The sequence below is a fragment of the Allobosea sp. 67-29 genome (assembly GCF_001898115.1).
Lineage (GTDB): Bacteria > Pseudomonadota > Alphaproteobacteria > Rhizobiales > Beijerinckiaceae > Allobosea.
In genome coordinates this window covers 9,604-28,784 of sequence record NZ_MKSQ01000023.1, presented here as the reverse complement: position 1 = coordinate 28,784, position 19,181 = coordinate 9,604, and the positions used below count along the sequence as shown (strand labels likewise).

The 19,181-nt window shown below is 67.4% G+C and carries 15 protein-coding genes; 8 read left to right on the top strand and 7 right to left on the bottom strand.

Going from position 1 to position 19,181, the window contains the following annotated elements; translation table 11 throughout:
• Nucleotides 1-25: 25 nt before the first annotated feature.
• Nucleotides 26-1,246 carry an MFS transporter gene (locus BGO20_RS17055; RefSeq protein WP_291660367.1) on the bottom strand — a complete coding sequence of 407 codons (1,221 nt, stop codon included), beginning with the start codon at nt 1,244-1,246 and terminating at the stop codon, nt 26-28.
• Nucleotides 1,247-1,526: 280 nt separating this feature from the next.
• Here BGO20_RS17055 and BGO20_RS17050 point away from each other — a divergent pair, with 280 nt between their 5' ends.
• From BGO20_RS17050 to BGO20_RS17035, 4 genes are all read left to right on the top strand, one after another.
• The gene (locus BGO20_RS17050) at nt 1,527-3,275 is read left to right on the top strand and encodes an alkaline phosphatase (protein ID WP_291660365.1); all 1,749 of its coding nucleotides are present in this window, start codon (nt 1,527-1,529) and stop codon (nt 3,273-3,275) included.
• A 68-nt stretch (nt 3,276-3,343) separates the two neighbouring features.
• Nucleotides 3,344-3,808: a hypothetical protein gene (locus BGO20_RS17045; protein ID WP_291660363.1), complete on the top strand. Its 465-nt coding sequence runs from the start codon at nt 3,344-3,346 to the stop codon at nt 3,806-3,808.
• Nucleotides 3,786-4,496 carry an ABC transporter ATP-binding protein gene (locus BGO20_RS17040; RefSeq protein WP_291660361.1) on the top strand — a complete coding sequence of 237 codons (711 nt, stop codon included), beginning with the start codon at nt 3,786-3,788 and terminating at the stop codon, nt 4,494-4,496. The genes BGO20_RS17045 and BGO20_RS17040 overlap by 23 nt, the downstream gene beginning before the upstream one ends.
• The gene (locus tag BGO20_RS17035) at nt 4,496-5,797 is read left to right on the top strand and encodes an FtsX-like permease family protein (RefSeq protein ID WP_291660359.1); all 1,302 of its coding nucleotides are present in this window, start codon (nt 4,496-4,498) and stop codon (nt 5,795-5,797) included. Before BGO20_RS17040 ends, BGO20_RS17035 begins: the two co-directional genes overlap by 1 nt.
• Before the next feature lie 119 nt (nt 5,798-5,916).
• Here the strand turns inward: BGO20_RS17035 and BGO20_RS17030 are convergent, their stop codons facing one another.
• From BGO20_RS17030 to BGO20_RS17005, 6 genes are all read right to left on the bottom strand, one after another.
• Nucleotides 5,917-7,197: an NAD(P)/FAD-dependent oxidoreductase gene (locus tag BGO20_RS17030; RefSeq protein WP_291660357.1), complete on the bottom strand. Its 1,281-nt coding sequence runs from the start codon at nt 7,195-7,197 to the stop codon at nt 5,917-5,919.
• A 154-nt stretch (nt 7,198-7,351) separates the two neighbouring features.
• Complete coding sequence (locus tag BGO20_RS17025) at nt 7,352-7,546, bottom strand: hypothetical protein (protein WP_291660355.1); 195 nt, start codon at nt 7,544-7,546, stop codon at nt 7,352-7,354.
• A 62-nt stretch (nt 7,547-7,608) separates the two neighbouring features.
• Nucleotides 7,609-7,863: a DUF2171 domain-containing protein gene (locus BGO20_RS17020; RefSeq protein WP_291660353.1), complete on the bottom strand. Its 255-nt coding sequence runs from the start codon at nt 7,861-7,863 to the stop codon at nt 7,609-7,611.
• Nucleotides 7,864-7,992: 129 nt separating this feature from the next.
• Nucleotides 7,993-8,220: a hypothetical protein gene (locus BGO20_RS17015; protein ID WP_291660351.1), complete on the bottom strand. Its 228-nt coding sequence runs from the start codon at nt 8,218-8,220 to the stop codon at nt 7,993-7,995.
• 53 nt (nt 8,221-8,273) lie between these two features.
• Nucleotides 8,274-8,555, bottom strand: a complete 282-nt coding sequence (locus BGO20_RS17010; RefSeq protein ID WP_291660348.1) for a chaperone modulator CbpM — start codon at nt 8,553-8,555, stop codon at nt 8,274-8,276.
• Nucleotides 8,552-9,460, bottom strand: a complete 909-nt coding sequence (locus tag BGO20_RS17005; RefSeq protein ID WP_291660346.1) for a DnaJ C-terminal domain-containing protein — start codon at nt 9,458-9,460, stop codon at nt 8,552-8,554. Before BGO20_RS17005 ends, BGO20_RS17010 begins: the two co-directional genes overlap by 4 nt.
• 343 nt (nt 9,461-9,803) lie before the next feature.
• Here BGO20_RS17005 and BGO20_RS17000 point away from each other — a divergent pair, with 343 nt between their 5' ends.
• From BGO20_RS17000 to BGO20_RS16985, 4 genes are read left to right on the top strand one after another with little or no spacing between them, the layout of a single operon-like run.
• Nucleotides 9,804-11,288 carry an efflux transporter outer membrane subunit gene (locus BGO20_RS17000; RefSeq protein WP_291660345.1) on the top strand — a complete coding sequence of 495 codons (1,485 nt, stop codon included), beginning with the start codon at nt 9,804-9,806 and terminating at the stop codon, nt 11,286-11,288.
• Entirely contained in the window at nt 11,285-12,742 is a 1,458-nt protein-coding gene (locus BGO20_RS16995; RefSeq protein ID WP_291660343.1) for an efflux RND transporter periplasmic adaptor subunit, read from the top strand. The genes BGO20_RS17000 and BGO20_RS16995 overlap by 4 nt, the downstream gene beginning before the upstream one ends.
• A gap of 13 nt (nt 12,743-12,755) precedes the next feature.
• Nucleotides 12,756-15,920, top strand: coding sequence for an efflux RND transporter permease subunit (locus BGO20_RS16990; protein ID WP_291660340.1), 3,165 nt, complete (start codon nt 12,756-12,758; stop codon nt 15,918-15,920).
• Entirely contained in the window at nt 15,917-19,069 is a 3,153-nt protein-coding gene (locus tag BGO20_RS16985; RefSeq protein ID WP_291660338.1) for an efflux RND transporter permease subunit, read from the top strand. The genes BGO20_RS16990 and BGO20_RS16985 overlap by 4 nt, the downstream gene beginning before the upstream one ends.
• The last annotated feature ends 112 nt before the right edge of the window (nt 19,070-19,181 follow it).

Below are 19,181 nucleotides of genomic sequence, written 5' to 3'. Positions count from 1 at the left end.
ATGGACGCGGCGTTCCCGAATGCGCCTAATGCCCGACCTTCGCGCCATGCGCTTCTTCGCTGAGGCGCGGCAGGAACCAGGCGAGCAGGCCCACCAGCGGAATGAAGGAGCAGATCTTGTAGACCATCTCGATGCCGAGAAGGTCGGCGAACTCGCCGAGCAGCGCCGCCGCGAGGCCGCCCAGCCCGAAGGACAGCCCGTAGAAGAAGCCACCGACCAGCCCGACCCGCCCGGGCAGCAGTTCCAGCGCATAGATCAGGATCGCCGCGAAGGCGCTCGACATGATGATGTTGATGATCACCGTCAGCACGCCGGTCCAGAACAGGTCGGCATAGGGCAGGATCAGCGTGAAGGGCAGCGCGCCCAGGATCGAGAACCAGATGATCTTGTTGCGGCCGATCCGGTCGCCCAGCATGCCGCCGCCGACGGCGCCGGCGGCCGAGGAGGCCAGGAACAGGAACAGCATCTCCTGCGAATGCTGGATCGAGACACCGAACTTGCCCATCAGGTAGAAGGTGTAGAACGAGCTGAAGCTCGCCGTGTACGCGTTCTTCGAGAACAGCAGCACGATCAGGATGGTGATCGCAAAGGCGACCGAGCCCTTGCCCGGCCGCGCCGCAGCTTTGGCCACGCCGGCAGGCTTCGGCGGCCGTGCCCGATCGAGCCTGGCATAGCTGGCCGCCGTCCAGACCATCAGCATCATCGCGACAAGCGCTGCGACCGAGAACCAGGCGAGGCTGCCCTGCCCCCGCGGCACGATGACGAAGGCCGCCAGGAGAGGTCCGAGCGCCCCGCCCGTTTGCCCGCCGAGCTGAAAGATGCCCTGCGCCAGACCGTGCTGCCCGCCGGACGCGTTGCGCGCCATGCGCGTCGCCTCCGGATGGAAGATCGAGGAGCCGATGCCCACGCAGGCGGCCGACAGCAACAGGAGTCCGTAGCTGCCGGCATAGGCCAACCCGATCAGTCCCGAGAGCGTGAAGCCCATGCCGACGACCATCGAATAAGGCATCGGATGCTTGTCTGTGTAGAGCCCGACCGCCGGCTGCAGCAGCGAGGCCGAGACCTGGAAGGTCAGCGTGATCAGGCCGATCTGCCCGAAATCCAGCCGGTAGGATTCCTTGATGATCGGATAGATCGCCGGGATCAGCGACTGGATCATGTCGTTGAGCAGATGCGTGAAGCTGAGTGCGATCAGCACGGGCATCATCGCGCGCTGTGCTGTCGAAACCTGGGCCGCGGCTGTCATCGGGATGTCTGGCTGAGTCTGGCGTTAGGAAGCTGGCTTATGAAGCCTAGTAGACGATCCCATCCCCTGCCACAATTTGAGTGGCCCACGCCGGGAGGGAAGCGGCCATGCACGCGGCACGCAGCTTCCGCGGGCGCGACACGGCGAAGCGCGCCGCATGTCGATAAAAGACACGTAATAACATAACATTATGGAGTATTTCGCACGGTAATCGTACTGTCATTCGCCTTGCCTAAGCACGGATCGCCCTCTTTCAACTGACGCCACGGCGGAGATACCTATGCAGGCGCAACGATTGCTGATCATGACCGTGGCAGGCTCGCTCGCCGCGGCCGCGCCGGCGGCGGCCCAGACCATCTATCCGATCAACCGCGCCGAGATCCTCGAAGGCTCGCATTTCGACTTCAAGGTCGAGTTTCCCGATGCGCCCGCCTCCGCCGACGTCAAGGTGACGATCAACGGGAAGTCCGCCGACGAGGTCTTCGGAAAGCCGACGACCTTCCTGCAGAACGAAGAGGGTCAGAAGCATTCGGCGCTGTGGCTGCGCGGCGCGAGCCTGCCGGCCGGCAGCTATACGGTCGAGGCCACGCAGGGCGCCGACAGGAAGGCAACGGTCAAATGGGAGGTCTTCGCCACCGCCCAGCCCCGCCGCGCCAAGAACGTCATCCTCTTCATCGGCGACGGCATGTCGGTCGCCAACCGCACCGCCGCCCGCATCCTGTCGAAGGGTCTGGTCGAAGGCCGCTACAACGGCGAGCTCGCCATGGACGACATGTCCGACATGGCGCTGATCTCGACCTCGGGTACCGACTCGGTCGTCACCGACAGCGCCAATGCAGCGCACGCCTATACCACCGGTCACAAATCCTGCGTCAACGCGCTCGGCGTCTACTGCGCCAAGAACGCGCTGACCCTCGACCACCCGAAGGTCGAGACCATCGCCGAACTCGTCAAGCGCAAGACCGGCATGGCCGTCGGCGTCGTCACCAACTCCGAAATCGAGGACGCGACGCCCGCCTCGATGGTCGCTCATACCCGCCGCCGCTCCGACTTCAACGACATCGTCAGGATGTTCTACGATGTGAAGCCGGACGTGATCATGGGTGGCGGCTCGCCGAATTTCCTCGCCAAGACCACGCCGGGCTCCAAGCGCACCGACGGCGAGGACTTCATCGCGAAGTTCAAGGAGGCGGGCTACACGCTGGTTACCACCAAGGCTGAGATGAACGCCGCCGTCGCCGGCGGCTCGAAGAAGCTGCTCGGCCTCTACAACACCGGCAATATCGACGGTGCCTTCGACCTGCGCCTTGCCAAGAAGGGCACGACCTCCAAGTTCCCGGACCAGCCCGACGTCGTCGAGCAGACCAAGGCCGCCATCGCGATGCTCAAGGGCAACCCGGAAGGCTTCCTGCTGATGGTCGAGTCCGCCCGCATCGACAAGTACAGCCACTCGCTGGATTGGGAGCGCTCGGTCTTCGACACGATCATGCTCGACAACGCCGTCAAGGTCGCAAAGGACTTCGCCGGCGACCGCAACGACACGCTGATCATCGTCGTACCCGACCATGCCCACCCGATCTCGATCATCGGCACCTATGACGACGACCGGCCGGGCCAGCTCCTGCGCGACAAGCTCGGCGTCTACGCCGAGTCGGCGGTGCCGAACTACGGCCCGGTCGACGCCGACGGCTACCCCACGGACGTCGACACGTCGCGCCGCCTCGCGGTCGTCTACGGCTCCTATCCCGACACCTGCGATACCGGTCGGCCCGCCATGAATGGCGAACGCGTCCCGGCCGTGAAGGGTCCGGATGGCAAGACCAACATCGCCAATGAGAAGGACTGCACCGGCCCGCTCGCGGCCCGCAAGACGGGCAACCTGCCCTTCGACGCCAATAGCGGCGTGCATTCCGCCGACGACGTCATCCTGACGGCGATGGGCCCGGGCGCGGAGAAGTTTCGCGGTCACAAGCCGAACACCTACGTCTTCCGCGTCATGGCGGAATCGCTGGCGCTCGGCGGCAAGTAAGCTCAACTCCGTCACATCGGCGTGATAAAATCAAAACAGGTCGTATCACGCAGGCGAACAAGGCCGCGATGCCGAGCATCCCCTCCCTTCTGCCGATGTCCCGCCGCGAAGCCATGCTCGGCCTCGCGGCGGCCGGCCTTTGCGGACAGGCTCGCGCCGCCGAGACCGAATCGATCGCCTTCGACGGGCTCTACAAGTCCTTCGGCGTGCTGGGCTTCGAGTTCTCCGACCGGGTCACGGCGCTGCGCGGCCACGAGGTTCGCATGCTCGGCTACATGGCGCCCCCGTTGAAAGCCGAGAGTCGTTTCTTCGTGCTGACCCGCGAACCTCTGGCGATCTGTCCCTTCTGCCAGTCGGACGCGGACTGGCCCGTCGATATCGTCGTCGTCTTCATGAAGAACGAGACGGCGATGGTCAGCGCGGGCCGCAAGGTCGCGGTGACCGGCCGGCTGGAGATCGGTTCCGCCACCGACGTCGAGACCGGCTTCGTCAGCCAGATCAGGATCGTCGATGCCGGCTTCACCCTCGCCTGAGCAGCCCTCCGGCCGGCTGACGCTGGAAGGCCTCGCGCTCGACCACCGCGACGCCGACGGCAAGCCCTTCCGCCTGTTCGAGCTGCCGCTGCTCACGATCGAGCCGGGCAGCTGCATCGGCATCAGCGGCCCTTCCGGCTGTGGCAAGAGCTCGCTGCTGCATCTGATCGCCGGCCTGCTGCGGCCTTCTCAGGGCCGCGTCCTGTGGAGCGACCGTGCTGTCTCCGACCTTTCCGAATCCGGCCGGGACCGCTGGCGCCGCGAGACCATCGGCTTCGTCTTCCAGGACTTTCATCTGATTCCCGAGCTCGACATAGCCGCAAATGTCGCGCTGCCGGCGTGTTTCTCGGCCTGGAACCTGAGCGCGGCCGAGAAGGAACGCGCCGCCGCGCTCGCCCGCCGCATGGGGCTGCCCGACCCGCGCCGCCGCGCCGCCCTCCTCTCGCGGGGCGAGCAGCAGCGCGTCGCCATTGCCCGCGCGCTCTTCACCCGGCCGGCGCTGATCCTCGCCGATGAGCCCACTGCCAGCCTCGATACCGGCCACGCTGCCGAGGTCGCCGATCTCCTGCTCGAGACGGCCATGGAGAGCGGCGCAACGTTGATCTGCGCAACGCATGATCCGGCTCTGCTCGCCCGCTTCGGTCAGCGCCTCGACCTGTCCCATGCTCCACAGCGCCGGGCCGCGTGATGAATCCCTTCCCCATGGTGCTGGCCGATCTGCGCGCGCTGCGCTGGACCGCACCGGCGATCGTCCTGCTGGTCGCGCTGGCCATCGCGACCGGCGTCGCCATCGCTGCGCAGGAACGGGCGCTGCGCCGCGGCTCGGCCGCGGCCGCCGATGATTTCGACCTGATCATCGGCGCGCCCGGCAGCCAGACGCAGCTCCTGATGTCGACAGTCTATGTCCAGCCCGACGCCTTGCCGCTGGTCGACGGCCGCCTGCTCAACACCTTGTTCAAGGACGAGCGTGTCGCGCAGGTCGCACCGATCGCCTTCGGCGACGTCAGCCGCGGCTATCCGATCGTCGGCACGACCGCCGCCTTCGCCGGCCGCTGGGACCGGATCAAGCCCAGCGAGGGGCGCCTCTTCGCAGCGGAGGGCGAGGCCGTGCTCGGCGCCGATGTCCTCTACCGGATGAGCGATACCATCACGCCGTCGCATGGCGTCGCCGGCCGTGTCGCAGCGCCGGGCCAGACCGATGCCGAAGAGGACAGCCACAAGCACGAAGGCCATGGCTATACCGTCGTCGGCCGGCTGCCGCGCCTCGGCTCTCCCTGGGATCGCGCGATCCTCGTGCCGATCGAGAGCGTCTGGGAGATCCACGGCCTCGGCAATGGTCATGCCTCGGAGGAAACGAAGGGTGACTCGCCCTTCTGGAAGCAGGGTCCGGCTGCCGGCAGCAGCCCCGCAGGCGCTGAAGAGCGGATCGGCCTGCCCTTCGACGGCAAGCGCGTTCCCGGAGTGCCTGCGATCGTCGTCAAGCCGAAGAGTGTGGCCGGCGCCTATCAGCTGCGCGCGCAATATCGACAGGGCGGCACGATGGCGTTCTTCCCCGCCGAAGTGCTGGTCTCGCTCTATGGCGCGCTCGGCAATATCCGGGACATCCTCGTCGTCGCCTCGGCGCTCAATACAGTGCTGATCCTCGCCTCCGTGCTGCTGCTCCTGCTCGCCGTCGCCGGTTTGAGACGCCGGCGCTATGCCGTGCTGCGCGCACTCGGCGCGCCGCGCAGCTACGTCATGCTGGTGGTCTGGCTGGGACAGGTCACGCTGATGACGCTCGGCTGCCTGCTGGGTCTCGGCCTCGGCGCGCTCGCGACACAGGCCGTCTCAGGGCTCGTCGCGCAGCGCACCGGACTGCTGCTCTCGCCCGCCATCGGCCTCGAGGAGTTGCTGCCGGCTCTTGGTCTCGCGCTGATCGGCAGCCTGTTCGCTCTGGTGCCTGCCGCCCTCGCCTATCGCCAGCAGGTGGTTGCCGGACTGCGTGGCTAGAGCATTGTTGTTGCATCGACCTTTTCCGAAAGCCGCGTTCCACTTTTCGGGCCGATGCTCTATGCCGCGCGACGGACTGGACCGGGAGCCTCTCTGGAGTCCGGACCCGCCGCCGGCCATCAGTCCGCCTTGCGGACTGTCGTCGACTGGCCCTGGGTTATCAGTCGGGCGCTGCGGTGGCCGCTGACATAGATCCAGAGCCAGTTGAGCGCGACGGCGAGCCGGTTGCGCAGCCCGATCAGGAAGAAGATGTGGGCGATGCCCCAGATCCACCACGCCAGGCGCCCGCGCAGCTTGATCCAGCCGAAATCCACGATCGCCGCCCGCTTGCCGATCGTCGCGAGGTTGCCGGCATTCCTGTAGGCGAAGGGAGCTGGAGGCTGCTTGCCTTGCAGCCGCGCCCCGATCACCTGCGCGACATAGGCGCCCTCCTGCTTCGCCGCAGGCGCAACGCCGGGAACCGGCTTGCCGTCGACATCCGCGACGAAGGCGGTATCGCCGATGACGAAGATGTCCGGTTCCGCGGGCACCGAAAGATCGGGCTCGACACGCACCCGCCCGGCTCGGTCCGCGGGCGCCTGCAGCCACTCCGCGGCCGGCGAAGCGGCAACGCCCGCCGCCCACAGGATCGTCCGCGCCGGCAGAAGGACGCCGCCGAGCACGATGCCATCCTCCCGGCATTCCGAGACCGGCTGGCCCAGCCTGACCTCGACGCCGAGGCGTTTCAGCGCGCGCTCGGCATAGGCCGAGAGGTCTTCGGTGAACCCTGCCAGAATGCGTGGCCCGGCCTCGACCAGGATCACGCGGGCGCTGCGCGTATCGAAATGGCGGAAATCGCCGCGCAGCGTGTCGTGCGCGAGTTCGGCGATGGTGCCGGCGAGTTCGACCCCGGTCGGCCCCGCGCCGATGATCACGAAAGTGAGCCATTCGGCGCGGCGATTCTCGTCGGTCTCCCATTCGGCCTGCTCGAAGGCCGAGAGGATGCGCCTCCGGATCCGCGTCGCATCCTCGAGCGTCTTGACGCCCGGCGCATAGGGCTCCCATTCGTCATGACCGAAATAGGCGTGGCGCGCTCCGGTCGCGAGGATCAGCGTGTCGAAGGCGATCGGCGGCTCGCCCTCGAGCAGCACCTGCTTGCCCGCCCGGTCGACGCCGGTGACGCTGCCGAGCAGCGTCGTGACGTTCCTGTAGCTGCGCAGCAGGGAACGGATCGGCCAGGCGATCTCCGAGGTCGGCAAGGAGGCAGTCGCGACCTGATAGAGCAGCGGCTGGAAAAGATGGTGGTTGCGCCGGTCGATCATCGTGATCCTGACCGGCATGCGGGCCAGATGGCGGGCAGCCTCCAGCCCACCGAAGCCGGCGCCGACGATGACGACGCGATGCTCCGTCGCGGCGCTCACGTTGTGCCCGGCGCAAGGGGAACCGCCGCCTCCGAGGTGAGCATGCGCGCCAGCACTGCCATGACCGGCTGCGAAACGACGGAAGCCTGGCTGAGGTCCATGGGCCGTGCACTCGAAGACATCGCGCCGAGATTGACCCGCCCGGTTTTGAATCTCAATCCATGTCGCGGAATGCGTGGCCGACATTGGCGACGCCTTCGATCACGCTCGGCGGCAGCAAGTCCGCCGCCGCCGTTCCGTCGAAGATCCATTCCTTGGGATCGGCGAAATCCGGCAGGTCCGAACCGCTGGCGACATAGAGGCCGATCCCGGGCTTCTTGGCGTTCAGGTAAAGGTCGTACAGCTGCATCGCCCCAGTCCTCCCGAACAGAAGGCTGCGATCGCGACGCCCCGGCGACCGCAGCCCCGATGTCAAAGCTCCACCGGCTTGCCGGAGACCTCCTCTTCGAGAGTCACGGCGACGTCGGCATTGGCGGACAGCCTCACCTTATCGCCCTCGACGCCGGCGACGAAGCCGAACTCGATGAAATGGTGATGGCCTTCGTGCCGGCCATGGGCATCGCTCTTCTTGAGCTTGATGCGCCCGGCCTCGATGCGATCGACGGTGCCGACATGCACGCCGTCGGCGCCGATCACCTCCATGTTCTCCCTGACCTTGTCGTGCATCGTCTCGCCTCCTCGGGCCGTTTGCGGCTGCGCGAGCCTTTCCGTCACCAAGACCATCCCGGCGGCACCCGGCACCCACCACAGCCGTAACGCCGGCCGCTTTGTCCGGGTTCCCGCTCCGCCGCGCGGTCAACCGGTCCCGAGAAAATCGGGCGCCAGATCCTCGTTGACCATGCTCCAGGCGGCCTGGTCGGTCTGCGGGCTGCCGACCTCGTCGATCTGCCTCGCCGCATCGAACAGCAGTGCGCGCACCTCGTCCTGCGTCAGCACGCCCTTCGCGACGAGCTCGCGAACCAGCATTCGCAGGACGAGCCCGTCGATGTTCCCTCGCCCCTGCCCGGTCAGCGCTTCCCTCATCTCCGCTCTCCTTCGCTTGGCTCCGCTCCCGACTGCCAGTCGTGGATTCCAGCCTAGGACCGGTCCCTCCGCGCCTCTTCGCGCAATTCCGCGAGCGCTTGCCGCACGCCATGGAGCTGGTCCATCAGATGCAGGATCACGTCGATGCCGGCATCATTGGCGCCGAAATCGTCCTTGAGCTGGCGGATCAGTTGCGCGCGCGCGACGTCGATGTCGCGGAAGTGCAATTCGCCAGCCGCCTCCTGCGGCACCAGCCAGCGCTGCTCCAGCCAGAACTCCAGCACCTTCACCTTGAGCCCCGACGAGGTCAGGAATTCCTGCTTGGTCATCGTCATGACGTCCGGCCCTCGCGCGGATCGTAATCCTTGTCCTTCCACCCCGCCACGAAGGCTTCGAGCTCCGGATCGGGTGCTTTCGGCAGCATCACCTTGAGGCTGACGAACTGATCGCCGTGACCGCCGCCGCGACGCGGCGCGCCTTTGCCGCGCAGGCGCAGCTTCGTATCCGTGTTCGCCCCCTTCGGCACCCTCATGCTGACTTCCCCGGTCGGAGTCGGCACACGAACCTCGCCGCCGAGCACCGCCTGGGTCAGCGAAATCGGAACCTCGATCGTGATATCGTCTCCCGCGCGGGTGAAGCGCCGGTCAGGCCGGACCTCGACCTCGATCAGCGCATCGCCCGCCCCGCCCTTGCCCGTTCCCGGCGCTCCCTTGCCCTTCAGCCTGAGCGTCTGGCCATCGACCAGCCCGGGAGGAATCGTCACGTCGATCGTGCTGCCGTCAGGCAGGTTGAGCCGCTTCGTCGCGCCGGTGATCGAATCGACGAAATCGACGGTGAGATGGTAATGCAGGTCCTGCCCACGCCGGTTCGCCCGCGCCTGCTGGCTGCGCCGCAGCAATTCTGCGAAGGCATCCTCCCCGTCCATGAAGTCGGCATAGCCGGAGACATCGGCATAGGGATTGCCGTGGTCCGCCCCGGCATAATGCCGATAATAGTGTTGTTGCGGCGGCGGCTTCTCGGCGCCGGAAGCGTCGATCTCGCCGGCATCGAAGCGCTTGCGCTTGTCGGCATCGCTCAGCAGGTCGTAGGCACCGGCGACCTCCTTGAATCGCTCTTCCGCCGCCTTGTCGCCGGGGTTGAGATCCGGGTGCAGCTTCTTGGCGAGCTTGCGATAGGCGCTCTGGATCTCGGCAGCCGAAGCCGTGGCCGCGACGCCGAGAACCTCGTAGGGACTTCTCACGGGTTGCTCCGCAGGCATGGAGGACAGGACGACCGGGCCCGGAGTTCAGGACGGCCGGGCTGCGCTGTCGGCAGGATGGTTTGATCTCGGCTCCGCATCCGGCATCACCTCATTTGAAACCGGGCCCGCAACGCGGCCTACGTCCAGAAGGGCTCATTTCGCGCCTCGTCGCAACTGCAAAGGCAGGCAGGATTGCGCGACGCCGAGCCAGCAATCCTCGCGCAACGCCATCGCCGCAAAGATGAAGAGAAATTCACTTTCTCTCCCCGGTCGTTCACTTTAGAAGCGGCTTCGGTCGCGTCGTGTTCCGCGTTCTTTCGAATCGAGGCTGGAGAGGAGCGGAATGGTGCCGGGCTACAGGCGTGATCTTGCGGGACACGCGTTCGGGCATTCGCTCCTTCGTCTCTCCTCCGCTGCATTCCTCGCCGCCGGCCTCGGCGCCTGCCTGCCGGCCGACCAGCGCCCCGACCTCGGCGTCGCCGTGACGCGCAGCTTCGCGGCGGGGGAGCGCCGCGCCGCGCCGGCCGTCTCGCCGGGCTGGCCGCGCCTGTTCCGGTCGAGCGAATTGAACCGACTGGTCGAGCGGACGGCCGGCGACAATTTCGACATCGCCATCGCCATGACGCGAATCCGGCAGGCCGACGCGCAGTCGCGGATCTCGTCGGCGGCGCTCTATCCGACGCTAAGCGGCTCGACCGATGCCTCCCGCGCCCTCAGGTCGGGAACGGTGGGTTCCAAGCGCGGACCGTTCAGCGAAAGCATCGGCAACACGTTCAGCCTGGGGCTCTCCGCGAGCTACGAGTTCGACTTCTGGGGGAAGAACCGCTCGACTGCCGATGCCGGGCGTTTCGCCGCGGAAGCCACACGCTTCGACCGTGACGTGGTCGCGCTCACTGCCGTCGCCAGCGTGGCCAGCACCTATTTCCAGGTGCTGGCGGCGCAGGATCGCCTGCGCATCGCGCGCGAGAACATCGCGGCTGCGGAGCGCATCCTCAACGCGATCCGCGCGCGGCTTGCCGTCGGCACAGCGACCCAGCTCGACATCGCCCAGCAGGAAAGCGTCGTGGCGCAGCAGAAGGCCTCGGTGCCGGCTCTCGAACTCTCGCTGCGCCAGGCCAAGGTCACGCTCGCCGTCCTTCTCGGCGAGACGCCGGCCGCGGTCGCGATCAAGGGCGGCAGCCTGAACGCGATCGCCGTGCCGGCGGTCCGCGCCGGTCTGCCCTCGCAGTTGCTGCAGCGGCGCCCGGACATCGCCGAGGCCGAGGCGCGCCTGACCTCGCAGGAGGCGACGCTCTATGCCGCCCGCGCCGCGCTCTATCCGAGCATCACCTTGACCGGCCAGGGCGGGCTCGAAAGCGCGGTGCTGAAGAACCTGCTGCGCCCCGACGCCGCCTTCGCCTCGGCGGCGGCAGGCCTCGTCCAGCCCATCCTCGACGGCGGCAACCTGCGCGCCCGCGTCGAGCTGGAGCGCGGAACCGCCGACGAACTGATCGCGACCTATCGCAAGACCATCGTCAGCGCCTTCGCCGATGTCGAGAACGCGCTGATCGCGATCCAGGAGAATACCCGCCACGAGCGCCTACAGGCGGAAACGGTGGCCTCGGCGCGGCGGGCCTATGCCATCACCGAGCAGCGGCTGCGCGAGGGCACCATCGACATCGTCACGCTGCTCAATATCCAGCAGACGCTGTTCCAGGCGCAGGACCAGCTCTCGCAGGTCAAGCTCCAGAAACTTATCTCCTATGTCGATCTGTTCAAGGCGCTGGGCGGGGGCTGGACCCAGGCCGACCGCCGCGCCGCCATCACCGCAACCGAGGCGGCTGAATGAAGCGCTTTCTGTTCATCCTCGTCCTGCTCGGTGCCGCGGCCTGGGGCTGGCACAGCTACAATGGCGGCTGGATGCCGGCCGGCAAGGACGGGGTCTCGACGGCACAGCAGGCCGGCGGACGTGGCGGCCGGCGCGCCCGCTTCGGTGGCAATGAGGGGCCGATCCCGGTGATCGCGACGCCGGCCCGCTATGGCGACGTGCCGGTCACCGCCGATGCCGTCGGCACGATCCAGGCCCTGAACACCGTGACCGTGCGCACGCAGGTCGACGGCAGGCTGATCGAGATCGCCTTCAAGGACGGACAGGACGTCAGGAAGGGCGACGTGCTCGCCAAGATCGACCCCACGACCTATCAGGCGCAGTACGACCAGGCCGTCGCCAAGAAGGCGCAGGACGAGGCTCAGCTCGCCAATGCCCGCGCCGACCTCGAACGCTATGCCAAGCTCGCCCAAACCGATTACGGCTCGCGCCAGCAGGCCGATACCCAGCGCTCCACGGTCGCGCAGTTGGAAGCACAGGTCCGTGCCGACCAAGGCGCGATCGACAACGCCAAGGCCATCCTCGACTACACTACGGTGCGCGCGCCGATCGACGGCCGGCTCGGCATCCGCCAGGTCGACCAGGGCAATATCGTCCGCGCCTCGGATTCGAACGGCCTCGTCGTCATCACGCAGCTCAAGCCGATCGCCATGGTCTTCAACCTGCCGCAGCAACAACTGCGCGCGGTGAGCGCTGCGGTCGCGCGCGGGCCGGTCGAGGTCGATGCGCTCGATTCGGACGGCACGACCATCATCGACAAGGGTGTCGTCGAGGTCATCGACAACGTCGTCGATCAGACCACCGGCACGATCAAGGTCAAGGCCCGCTTCCCGAACGAACGACTCCAGCTCTGGCCCGGCCAGTTCGTCAATGTCCGGGTCTTCGTCGACGTGCTCCGGCATGTTGTCATCGCCCCGACCGCCGCGATCCAGCGTGGGCCGAACGGGGCCTATGTCTTCGCCGTCAACGACGACGAGACGGTGCGGCAGGTCACCGTGACCGTCGGCCAGCAGGACGAAACGACCGCGGTCATCACGTCGGGCGTCGAGCCGCCGGCGAAACTCGTCACCACCGGCTTCGCGCGCCTGACCGACAAGGCGAAGGTGCGCGTCTCGACGCCGGAGGAGGCCGCCCAGCCGCCGGCCGCGGCGCCCGGCCGCCGCGGCACGCGCGAGCCGGGCCAGGGTCCGCGCCGGCAGCGCGACCAGAGCGGCGGCGATGCCGCGGGCGCCGGCTCCGCGGCCCCGGCACGGGACGCGCCCTCCGGCCCGGCGGCCGGGCCCGGTTCGGGCCAGGGCCGGCCGCGCCCGGATGGTGCCGCGCCGGGCGCGCCCCGCCGCGAGGGCGGACGCCCCGCCGGCGAGGGTTCCCCCGCCAGCGGATCGGGTGCACAAAGACAGCCAGCGCAGCCATGACGGGGCAGCCGCGATGAGCGTGTCCGCGCCTTTCATCAGCCGGCCGATCGCGACCTCCCTGCTCGGCATCGCGGTGCTGCTTTGCGGCATCCTCGGCTATCTGCGCCTGCCGGTCTCGGCCCTCCCGCAGGTCGATTTCCCGACGATCCAGATCACCACGCAATTGCCGGGCGCCAATCCCGAGACCATCGCTTCGCTGGTGACGGCACCGCTGGAGCGCCAGTTCGGCCAGATCCCGGCGCTCTCGACGATGTATTCGCAGAGCTCATTCGGCCTCAGCCAGATCACCCTGCAATTCGATCTCGACCGCGACATCGACGCCGCCGCCCAGGACGTCCAGTCGGCGATCAACGCCGCGGGCTCGACCCTGCCGCGCACCCTGCCCTACCCGCCGACCTACGCGAAGATCAACCCGGCCGATGCGCCGATCATGGTGCTGGCGCTGACCTCGGACACGGTCTCGCTGCGCCAGCTCAGCGACCTCGCGGACACGCTGCTCTCGCCGCGTCTCTCGGAGGTCTCCGGCGTCGGCCATGTCTCGATCGAGGGCGGCGTCAGGCCCGCGATCCGCATCCAGGCCGATCTCGCGCGGCTCGCCGCCTACGGGCTCGGCATGGAGGATCTGCGCACCGCCATCGTCAACGCCAACGTCGCCGGCGCCAAGGGCGCGCTCGACGGCAACCATCAGGCCTACACGATCTCGGCCAACGACCAGATCGGCAGCGGCGCCGCCTATCGCGACATCGTCGTTGCCTATCGCAGCGGCGCGCCGGTCTTTCTCCGTGACGTCGCGGTCGTGCTGGAGGACCTCGAGAACAGCCGGATCGGTGCCTGGTTCCGCGGCAAGACGGCGGTGGTGATCGACGTCATGCGGCAACCCGGCGCCAACATCGTCGACACGGTGGCGCGGGTAAAGGAAGAGATCCCGCGCCTGAAGAACGGCATGCCGGCCGGCGTCGAACTGCAGGTGGTCAGCGACCGCACCGAGACGATCCGCGCCTCGATCGCCGATGTTCAGTTCACGCTGATCCTCGCCTGCGCTCTGGTGGTGCTGGTAGTGCTGCTCTTCCTGCGCACCGTGCGCGCCACGATCATCGCCGGCGTCGCGCTGCCGCTCTCGCTGATCGCGACCTTCGCGGTGATGTGGCTCGCCGGCTTCAGCCTCGACAACCTCTCGCTGATGGCGTTGACCATCGGCACCGGCTTCGTCGTCGACGATGCGATCGTGATGATCGAGAACATCGTCCGCAACATGGAGCAGGGCAAGAAGCCGCTGCAGGCTGCCTATGACGGCGCCCGCGAGATCGGCTTCACCGTGATCTCGCTGACGGTCTCGCTGGTCGCGGTCTTCATCCCGCTCCTGTTCATGACCGGGCTCGTCGGCCGGATGTTCCGCGAGTTCGCGCTGACGCTGACCATCGCCGTCGTCGTATCCGCGGTGGTCTCGCTGACGTTGACGCCGATGATGTGCGCGCGGCTCCTGCGCCATCACGACGGCAGGCGCGAGAATCCGCTGATGCGGCTGGCGGAATGGCCGGTCTCGGCAATGGCGCGGCTCTATGAGGTCACGCTCGGCTGGGCGCTGAAGGCGCGCGGCCTGGTGCTGCTCGCGACGCTCGCCACGCTGGTGCTCACGGTCTGGATGTATATCGTCATCCCCAAGGGCTTCCTGCCGAGCCAGGATACCGGCCTGCTCAACGTCGTGCTGGAATCCTCGCCGGACGTCTCCTTCAACGAGATGAAGCGGCTGCAGGAGAAGGTGACGCAGGCCTTCGAGCAGGATGGCGACGTCACCGGCGTCGTCTCCGTGCTCGGCATCGGCCAGGCCAACGCCACGCTCAACACCGCCCGCATGACGGTGACACTCCGGCCCAAGGACGAGCGCCACGACGACGCGGTCGTGATCGCCGAGCGGCTACGCGGCGTCGCCGCCGCCATTCCCGGTGTCGTCACCTATGTCCAGCCCGTGCAGGACATCCAGATCACCACCCGCGCCAGCCGCTCGCAGTATCAGTACACCCTGACCGGCGCCGACCAGACGGAAGTGATGGGCTGGGCCCGCAGGCTCTCGGACGCGCTGCGGCGCGAGCCGATCGTCCGTAACGTCGCCAACGAGACGCAGGACGGGGGCCTGCGCGCTCATGTCGAGATCGACCGGGCCAAGGCCGGCCGGCTCGGCATCTCCATCCAGGCCGTCGACGACACGCTCTACGACGCCTTCGGCCAGCGCCAGATCGCCACGATCTACGAGCAATCGAACCAGTATCGCGTGATCCTCGAGGCAGCGCCGCAATATCTGCGCGACCCGAGCGCGCTCTCGAAGCTCTACGTCACCGGCAACACCAACACGCAGGGCCAGACCAATTCAGCCGGCACCTCGACGGTGACGCAGAACAGCGTGCAGGTGCCCCTCTCCTCCTTCACCCGGCTGATCCGCGAGACCGCGCCGCTCTCCATCGCCCATCAGGAGCAGTTCCCGGCCGCGACCATCTCCTTCGATCTGGCGCCGGGCGAAGCGCTGGGCGACGCGGTGACGATGATCGCCGCCGTCGAGCGTGAGATCGGCATGCCCGCCTCGATCTCCGGCTCCTTCAGCGCCGATGCGGCCGAGTTCAACCGCTCGCTCGCCAACCAGCCCTGGCTGATCCTCGCCGCGGTGGTGACGATCTATCTCGTGCTCGGCATCCTCTACGAAAGCTACGTCCACCCCTTCACGATCCTGACGACGCTTCCATCGGCCGGCGTAGGCGCCCTCCTTGCCCTGGTCCTGACCGGCCGCGAGCTCTCTATCGTGGCGCTGATCGGCATCATCCTGCTGATGGGCATCGTCAAGAAGAACGCGATCATGATGATCGACTTCGCGCTGGAGGCCGAGCGGCACGAGGGCCTTTCCCCCGACGCCGCCATCGTCAAGGCCTGCCTGCTGCGCTTCCGGCCGATCATGATGACCACGCTGGCGGCGCTGCTGGGTGCCCTGCCGCTGGCACTGGCGACCGGCACGGGCAGCGAGTTGCGCCAGCCGCTCGGCATCACCATCGTCGGCGGCCTGCTGCTCAGCCAGCTGTTGACCCTCTACACCACGCCGGTCATCTATCTCGCGCTCGAGAAGATCCGCCGGCGCCTCGGCGGGGGCCCCGACGGCGTCGTTCCCTATCCCGATCCGGAGGCGGCCGAATGAGCGACGCCACCGACGAGGACAAGGGCTGGAAATCGGTCCGGGGCCTCTCGGACGCCTTCATCCTGCGCCCGGTCGGCACGACGCTGATGGCGATCGGCCTCTTCCTCGTCGGCATGGTCGCCTATGTCTTCCTGCCGGTCGCGAGCCTGCCGAGCGTCGACTTTCCCACGATCCGCGTCTTCGCCAGCCGGCCCGGAGCCGATCCCGCGACCATGGCCGGCAGCGTCGCCGCGCCGCTGGAACGCAGGCTGGGCTCCATCCCCGGCGTCACCGAGATCACCTCGACGAGTTCGCTCGGCTCGACCTCGATCGTGCTGCAGTTCGACCTGACGCGGAATACCGACAGCGCCGCCCGCGACGTCCAGGCGGCTCTGAACGCCGCTGCGACCGACCTCCCCGGCGACCTGCCGACCCTGCCTCAGTTCCGCAAGGCCAACCCCAACGCCGCACCGGTTCTGATCCTGGCCCTCACCTCCGACACGATGACGCCGAGCGCGATGTACGACGCCGCCGACACCGTGATCGCCCAACGCATCTCCCAGGTAGAGGGCGTCGGCGAGGTCACCGTCGCCGGCGCCGAGCAGCCGGCGATCCGCGTGCGGGTCGACCCCGCCCAGCTCGCCGCCATGGGCCTGAGCCTCGATACGATCCGCACCGCTATCGTCAACGCCAATACCGTCTCGGCGGTCGGCTCCTTCGACGGGACGCGGCAGAGCGAGACCCTTTCGGCCAACAACCAGATCCGCCAGCCGGAGGATTACGGCAATATCGTCGTGCGCTCGGCCAAGGGCACGGTGGTCCGGCTCGCCGATGTCGCGACCGTCGAGCGCGGTGTGCGCAACAGCCGCGCCGCCGGCTGGTACAATGGCAGGCCCGCCATCCTCATCACCATCACCAAGCAGGCCGACGCCAACGTTATCGACACGGTCGACCGCGTGAAGGCGCTCCTGCCGGAGATCCAGCGCTGGGTGCCGGCCGGCATCCAGTTCTCGATCATGGCCGACCGCACGGTGACGATCCGCGCCTCGATCGCGGATATCCAGCACACCCTGCTGATCTCGATCGCGCTGGTCATGCTGGTCGTCTTCCTGTTCCTGCGCCGCACGACGCTGACGGTCGCCGCGGGCGTCACGGTGCCGCTTTCGATCGCCGGCACCTTCGCGGCGATGTGGGCGGCCGGCTTCACGCTCGACAATCTCTCGCTGATGGCAGTGACGATCTCGGTCGGCTTCGTCGTCGACGACGCCATCGTCATGATCGAGAACATCGAGCGCAACGTTGCACGAGGCATCTCGCCGCTGCGGGCCGCCCTGCTGGGCGCCGGCCAGATCGGCTTCACCGTCGTGTCGATCAGCCTGTCCCTGATCGCGGCCTTCATCCCGCTCTTCTTCATGGATGGAGTCGCCGGCCGCTTCTTCCGCGAGTTCACGCTGACGCTGACCTTCGCGATCCTCGTCTCGACCGCGGTCTCGCTCAGCGTCACCCCGATGGTCTGCGCCCATTTCCTCAAGGCCGGGCCGCATGCGCCCAGCCGGTTCGACCGCATCGTCGAGCGTGTGCTGTCGGCCCTGGCGGGCTTCTATGCCCGCACGCTCACGATCGCGCTGCGCCATAGCTGGCTGATGCTCGTGGTGATGATCGCGACCGTGGCATTGACCGTGCAGATGTTCCGCAGCGCGCCCAAGGGCTATTTTCCGCAGGACGATACCGGGCTGATCATCGGTTTCACCCAGGCTTCAACCGATATCTCCTTTCCGGCAATGATGCAGCTCCAGCAGCGTGGCGCGGCGATCGTCTCGTCCGATCCGGCAGTGTCCGGCGTCGCCTCCTTCATCGGCGGCGGCAGCGGCTCGGTGAATACCGGGCGCTTTTTCGTCAGCCTGAAGCCGCTGACGGAGCGTGGGCTGAGTTCGGCCCAGGTGGTCAACCGCCTGCGCGGCCGCCTGTCCTCGATCCCGGGGCTGCGCATCTTCCTGACGCCGATCCAGGACGTCAGAGCGGGAGGGCGGCAGGGCCGCTCGCAGTACCAGTTCACGCTGTGGGACCCCGATCTGCCCGAGCTTCAGGAGTGGGTTCCGAAGGTGCTGGAGCGCCTGCGCACCCTGCCGGAGCTCGTGGACGTCTCGACCGATCGTGAGCAGGGCGGGCTGCAGGCCAATGTCGTGATCGACCGCAACAAGGCCTCTCAGCTCGGCGTCGCGATCCAGGGCATCGACAATGTCCTGGCGGACGCCTTCAGCCAGCGCCAGATCTCGACGATCTACGGCGCCCGCAACCAGTATCGCGTCGTGCTGGAAGTCGCGCCTTCGCGCAGCCGCGATCCGAACGACATCCTCGATCTGTACGTGCCCGGCCGCAACGGCGCGCAGGTGCCGCTGCGCAGCCTCGTCAAGGTCGAGCGCGGTACCGCGCCGCTCGTGATCAACCATCAGGGCCAGTTCCCGGCCGTGACGATCACCTATGACCTCGCGCCCGGCGTCGGGCTGCAGGAGGCGAGCGACGCTGTCGTCGCTGCCGTCGAAGGTCTGCACCTGCCAGCCTCGCTTCGGGCGGAATTCGCCGGCGATGCCAAGGCTTTCACGCAGGGCGCCGGCAGCCAGGGCATGATGATCCTGGTCGCGATCCTCGCGGTCTACATCATCCTCGGCGTCCTCTACGAGAGCCTGATTCACCCGGTGACGATTCTCTCGACCCTGCCCTCGGCGGGTCTCGGCGCCTTGATCGCGCTCAGGATCGCGGGAGCCGACCTCACCATCATCGCCTTCATCGGCATCATCCTGCTGATCGGCATCGTCAAGAAGAACGGTATCATGCTGGTCGATTTCGCGATCAGCGCCGAACGCCGGCGGGAGATGGCCCCGCGCGAGGCGATCTTCGAGGCTTGCCTCGAACGCTTCCGGCCGATCCTGATGACGACGCTCTCCGCGATGCTGGGCGCGGTCCCGCTGATGATCGCGACCGGCCCCGGTGCCGAATTGCGCCGCCCGCTCGGCATCACGATCGTCGGGGGGTTGATCCTCAGCCAGATTCTGACGCTCTACACGACGCCGATCATCTATCTCTGGATGAGCAAGCTGAGCAGGCGCCGGCACGCGGCGCGAGCCCGGTCGGGCAGCCCGGAAGCAGAGCAGCGCGCCAAGCCGGTCTGACACCGATCCTTGAGGCTTATCGGCCAAGGCCACGATTCCGGCCATCGCGTTTCCAGCCTGTTGATTTCACTGCCGACTTCTCGAAATATCGAAGAAGCCTTCAATCTTGGTA

Coding starts and splice junctions, on each gene's coding strand:
- BGO20_RS17055 (WP_291660367.1), bottom strand. CDS start 1,246: ATGACAGCCGCGGCCCAGGTTTCGACAGCACAGCGCGCGATGATGCCC.
- BGO20_RS16990 (WP_291660340.1), top strand. CDS start 12,756: ATGAGCGTGTCCGCGCCTTTCATCAGCCGGCCGATCGCGACCTCCCTG.
- BGO20_RS17035 (WP_291660359.1), top strand. CDS start 4,496: ATGAATCCCTTCCCCATGGTGCTGGCCGATCTGCGCGCGCTGCGCTGG.
- BGO20_RS17040 (WP_291660361.1), top strand. CDS start 3,786: ATGCCGGCTTCACCCTCGCCTGAGCAGCCCTCCGGCCGGCTGACGCTG.
- BGO20_RS17010 (WP_291660348.1), bottom strand. CDS start 8,555: ATGACGATGACCAAGCAGGAATTCCTGACCTCGTCGGGGCTCAAGGTG.
- BGO20_RS17020 (WP_291660353.1), bottom strand. CDS start 7,863: ATGCACGACAAGGTCAGGGAGAACATGGAGGTGATCGGCGCCGACGGC.
- BGO20_RS17025 (WP_291660355.1), bottom strand. CDS start 7,546: ATGCAGCTGTACGACCTTTACCTGAACGCCAAGAAGCCCGGGATCGGC.
- BGO20_RS17045 (WP_291660363.1), top strand. CDS start 3,344: ATGCCGAGCATCCCCTCCCTTCTGCCGATGTCCCGCCGCGAAGCCATG.
- BGO20_RS17015 (WP_291660351.1), bottom strand. CDS start 8,220: ATGAGGGAAGCGCTGACCGGGCAGGGGCGAGGGAACATCGACGGGCTC.
- BGO20_RS17050 (WP_291660365.1), top strand. CDS start 1,527: ATGCAGGCGCAACGATTGCTGATCATGACCGTGGCAGGCTCGCTCGCC.
- BGO20_RS17000 (WP_291660345.1), top strand. CDS start 9,804: ATGGTGCCGGGCTACAGGCGTGATCTTGCGGGACACGCGTTCGGGCAT.
- BGO20_RS16995 (WP_291660343.1), top strand. CDS start 11,285: ATGAAGCGCTTTCTGTTCATCCTCGTCCTGCTCGGTGCCGCGGCCTGG.
- BGO20_RS16985 (WP_291660338.1), top strand. CDS start 15,917: ATGAGCGACGCCACCGACGAGGACAAGGGCTGGAAATCGGTCCGGGGC.